This is a genomic window from Thiolapillus sp., assembly GCF_048562965.1.
GTDB lineage: Bacteria > Pseudomonadota > Gammaproteobacteria > Chromatiales > Chromatiaceae > Thiolapillus > Thiolapillus brandeum_A.
Window position 1 is genome coordinate 1 of sequence record NZ_JBHNMF010000280.1, and the last position, 4,398, is coordinate 4,398.

Genomic DNA, 4,398 nt, shown 5'->3' on the forward strand with positions numbered 1-4,398 from the left:
GGAAGACAAGCTAAAGGCCGTTCTTGCCACCATCAACATGGAAACCGTCACCGAGGAAACACCCGAGGAAGAAGCAGCGCCCGAAGAAGCGGCTGCAGCCCCGGCAATCGACATGGATGCCATCAAGGGCACCATAATGACAGAAGTGGAGACACTGCTGAAATCCGTTCGCGACAACGTCACCGGCGTCGAAAAGAACATGGAGCAGAAGCTTGCCGAGCTGGCAAAGTCCGGCGAGGAGAAGCTGCAGCCGATTCACGACAGCCTGAAAAAGATGGACGACCGTGTGATTTCCCAGGTCAAAGAACAGATCGCCATGGATACGGGCAACAGCCGCATTCAGCTCGAAGCCTTGCGCCAGCAGGTGGAAACCGCGCTGGAAGACATCAAGGAACAGGAGATCAGGCTGCGTGAAGATGTCATGGAACAGTCAGGCTCCCGCCTGGAAAGCCTTATCGACGAGCGCCTGGCCGAACTGAAGGACAGCGTCAGAGAAAGCCAGGAAGCCATGGAAGAGCAGCTGGCCGCCATGCAGGCCAAAGTCGCCGGCACCAGCAGCCTCTTGGGCAAGGCTACCCTGATTGCAATCCTCGCTGCAGGCGCTGCGTTTGCTGCCGCCTGGTACCTTCTGAAGTAATCTCCCTCAGCGATCTGCTCCCCAGCGGGGGAGCAGGTTGTGTTCCACCCCCAGGTGATCCAATATACGGGCCACCATGAAATCCACCAGATCATCCACGGATTCCGGCTGGTAGTAGAACCCCGGATTGGCCGGCATCACCAGCGCGCCTGCCTGGGTCACCGTCAGCATGTTCTGCAGATGAATGGCCGAGAAGGGCGTCTCCCGCACCACCAGGATAAGCTGACGCCGTTCCTTGAGCATGACATCCGCCGCCCGGTCGATGAGATCATCACTGATACCATGAGCGATGGAAGCCAGGGTGCCCGTGGTGCAGGGGCAGACCACCAGCGCCTTTGGCGGGTTGGAACCGCTGGCCACCGGCGCCGTCCATTGCTGACGTCCATAGACCTGTAGCTGCCCCGGTTCTGCATGGAAGTGCTCCGTCAGCTGCACCTGCGCCGCTTCAGCCGATCCGGGAAGCTGCAGGTCCAGCTCCATGGCGGCCACCACCTGCGCCGCCTGTGAATACAGCAGCTGCACCTGCCGCCCGGCATCCAGCAGGCATTCGGTCAGGCGCATGCCATAGGCGATACCGGACGCACCGGTCAGTGCTACTGCGATGGGCTGATCACTCACGCAGCCTGCTCCAGCGCCTGCAGAATGCGCTCGTGAATATTCTCGAAACCACCGTTGCTCATCACCAGTATGGTATCCCCCTGCCTGGCGCCACGACCCAGCAGGGAGACGATTTCCTCCGTGGAATCCAGCACCCGGCACTTGTCACCGAGGGGGGCCATGACGGCCCTGGCATCCCAGTCCAGGGACGTGGGTGAAAACAGCAACACCTCATCCGCCGCCGCCAGGGATGCTGGCAGCGCATCGGCATGAATGCCCATGCGCATGGTATTGGAACGCGGTTCCAGCACCGCCAGGATCCGCCCGTCCCCGACCTGCGCGCGCAAGCCGGCCAGGGTGGTTTCGATGGCCGTGGGGTGGTGGGCGAAATCGTCGTAAACCCGGATATCACCGACGCTGCCACGCAGCTCCATGCGCCGCTTCACGTTCTCGAACAGCTCCAGAGCATCGATGGAAACCCCCACGGGCACGCCGGCATGACGGGCGGCGGCAATAGCAGACAGGGCATTGTTCACGTTGTGCATGCCGGTCAGATTCCAGCGCAGCCGACCCGCCTTCTGATCCTCGCAGATCACGTCGAAGGCGCTGCCATCGGCGGCGAGGTTGTCCGCCCGCCAGGTGCCCTCCCCCTGTGCGGAAAAATACTCCACGGGCGTCCAGCAGCCCATGTCCAGCACCTCGTCCAGGTTGCCGTCATCCTGTGGCGAAACGATGAGGCCGGACGCCGGCACGGTGCGCACCAGATGGTGAAACTGGCGCTGGATCTGCGCCAGGTCATCGAAGATATCCGCGTGGTCGAATTCCAGATTGTTCATCACCAGGGTGCGCGGATGGTAGTGAACGAACTTGCTGCGCTTGTCGAAGAAGGCGGTATCGTATTCATCCGCTTCCACCACGAAGAAGGGCATGTCACCGAGGCGCGCCGACTGGCCAAAATTGCGCGGCACGCCGCCGATGAGGAAGCCCGGCTCCAGCCCGCCATGCTGCAGTATCCAGGCCAGCATGGACGCCGTGGTGGTCTTGCCGTGAGTGCCGGCTACCGCCAGCACCCAGCGTCCCTGGAGAACGTGCTCTGCCAGCCATTGCGGGCCTGAGGTGTAGGGCAATCCCTGGTCCAGCATATATTCCACCGCCGGATTGCCCCGGGACAGGGCATTGCCCACCACCACCACATCCGGTGCCGGCTGCAAATGCGCCGCATCCCAGCCTTCCATCAGTTCGATGCCCGCCGCTTCGAGCTGCGTGCTCATGGGCGGGTACACTCCCGCATCAGATCCCGTCACCCGGTGCCCCAGTGAAGTGGCAATCTGGGCAATGCCGCCCATGAACGTACCGCAGATACCCAGTATGTGAATGTGCATAATGATCGTTGAATTGGCGTCAATAAAGGTATGATACCCCATCCCTCTTCAGAACCCGGTTCATCATGCAGGAATTATTCATCGACAACGCGGAACAGCTTCAGGACTTCGTCCACAGGGCAGCAGACAGCGACTGGCTGGCCGTGGACACTGAATTCCTGCGCGAGCGCACCTATTTCCCGAAGTTGTGCCTGATTCAGGTGGCAAACGGTGAAATCGCCGCTGCCATCGATCCCATCGCCCTGAACGATCTCAGCCCCCTGCGGGATCTGCTGATGAACCCGGCTATCGAAAAAGTGTTCCACGCCGCCCGGCAGGACATGGAGATCTTCCTCAACGAATGGCAGGTGCTGCCTCAGCCCCTGTTCGACACCCAGCCCGCCGCCGCCCTGCTGGGCCTTGGCGATCAGGTGGGATACGGCAAGCTGATCCAGCAGGTGCTCAAGACCGAACTGCCCAAGGATCACTCCCGCACCGACTGGTCACGCCGTCCTCTGGACAAGGCCCAGCTGCGCTACGCCCTCGACGATGTCATCTACCTCGGCCAGGCCTACCGCAAGATGAAATCCCAGCTCGAACAGGCCGGACGGCTGACCTGGCTGGACGCGGAATTCCGGACACTGACCTCACCACAGACCTACTCCCTGGAACCCATGGACATGTGGAAGAAGGTCAAGGGACGCCAGCATATCAAGGGTATCAAGCTGGCCATCCTGCAGGCGCTGGCAGCCTGGCGTGAGGAGCAGGCACTGGCAAAAAACCTGCCGCGACGCTGGATACTCAAGGACGACGTGCTGCTGGAAATCGCCCGCCGCTCACCAAAGAACACACAGGAGCTGGAACGTGTTAGGGGTGTCGATGCGGGTTTCGTGAGAAAAAACGGCGACGCCATACTCGAACTGATCGAAAAGGCCAGACAGTTGCCAAAAGAGCAATTGCCGAGGGACAAACGCCCCGCTTCCCGCCCCACCCCGCGGCAGGAAGCCACCCTGGACCTGCTCGGCGCCGCCTTACGTCTCATCGCCGTGGAAGCCGGCCTGTCACCCCAGGTCATCGCCAGCCGCAAAGACCTGCTGGCACTGCTGAACCGGGAAGACAACTGTGCGCTGCTCCGGGGATGGCGGAAATCCCTGGCTGGCGAACCCCTGCAGGAGCTTGTCGAAGGCAAACGTCAGGTGGTTGTAGAACAGGGAACAGCAAAATTTCAGGCCCCCTGACCAAACCGGCGGTTTTTCACTTGGAGATAAAAAAGCAGCAACAAAGCAACTCTATTGCGGCCCCGAACCACAGGAGAGATAAATACATGATAGCCATCGCCATCCTGTTTTTCACTGCGGCCTTCACCTTGACCGCCAGTGGGAGAGAAATCAGCAGAGACGCCATGCTGAATGAAGCTGAATTCAAGGTCATCGAAGCACTTTGCACCAGTGAAAGGTTCACCGAATGCAGTGGGGACGCCACCGAACTGTGCCGATCACAGATGAAGTTCATCATCATCCCCCATTGCAAGAAAACCAGATTGAAGGATCTGCCCCAGACGCTGGACAATGCTCAGGCCCAGGCGGCGGCAAACCTAATGGCGAAATGTGCGGCGATGGCCTATCCTGTATTCAACCAACTCGATCTGGATGAATTCAGACGCTGCATGAGCCGTTAGCTCTTCCGCTGCCAGCCATGGAGAGCGAAGCGAAGGCTGGTAGACCCCAGTAGCCGCGAGGCCGCACTGCTTACCCGTCGTGCGCATAGCGCCAGAGGGGAAGCAAAGTAGGCATCCAAACGCGG

General features: G+C 60.4%; 5 protein-coding genes. 3 read left to right on the top strand and 2 right to left on the bottom strand.

Annotated features, from left to right (window positions below; genetic code table 11):
• Positions 1–637 (top strand): hypothetical protein (locus tag ACOCD2_RS13190; RefSeq protein ID WP_305802593.1); only part of this gene is annotated, 637 nt, incomplete at its 5' end.
• A gap of 6 nt (positions 638–643) precedes the next feature.
• Here ACOCD2_RS13190 and ACOCD2_RS13195 read toward each other — a convergent pair.
• Both ACOCD2_RS13195 and mpl read right to left on the bottom strand, forming a co-directional pair.
• Entirely contained in the window at positions 644–1,255 is a 612-nt protein-coding gene (locus tag ACOCD2_RS13195) for a flavin prenyltransferase UbiX (protein WP_293648232.1), read from the bottom strand.
• Complete coding sequence (gene mpl / locus ACOCD2_RS13200; RefSeq protein ID WP_293648229.1) at positions 1,252–2,616, bottom strand: UDP-N-acetylmuramate:L-alanyl-gamma-D-glutamyl-meso-diaminopimelate ligase; 1,365 nt, start codon at positions 2,614–2,616, stop codon at positions 1,252–1,254. The genes ACOCD2_RS13195 and mpl overlap by 4 nt, the downstream gene beginning before the upstream one ends.
• Before the next feature lie 65 nt (positions 2,617–2,681).
• Here mpl and rnd point away from each other — a divergent pair, with 65 nt between their 5' ends.
• A complete protein-coding gene (rnd, locus tag ACOCD2_RS13205) occupies positions 2,682–3,833 on the top strand; it encodes a ribonuclease D (protein ID WP_293648226.1) in 1,152 nt (383 codons plus the stop codon).
• Between the two features lie 86 nt (positions 3,834–3,919).
• The gene (locus ACOCD2_RS13210) at positions 3,920–4,273 is read left to right on the top strand and encodes a hypothetical protein (protein ID WP_293648223.1); all 354 of its coding nucleotides are present in this window, start codon (positions 3,920–3,922) and stop codon (positions 4,271–4,273) included.
• Positions 4,274–4,398 lie beyond the last annotated feature (125 nt).

Bases quoted from the DNA above. Each gene is read 5' to 3' on its own strand.
- mpl (WP_293648229.1), bottom strand. From the start codon at position 2,616: ATGCACATTCACATACTGGGTATCTGCGGTACGTTCATGGGCGGCATT.
- rnd (WP_293648226.1), top strand. From the start codon at position 2,682: ATGCAGGAATTATTCATCGACAACGCGGAACAGCTTCAGGACTTCGTC.
- ACOCD2_RS13210 (WP_293648223.1), top strand. From the start codon at position 3,920: ATGATAGCCATCGCCATCCTGTTTTTCACTGCGGCCTTCACCTTGACC.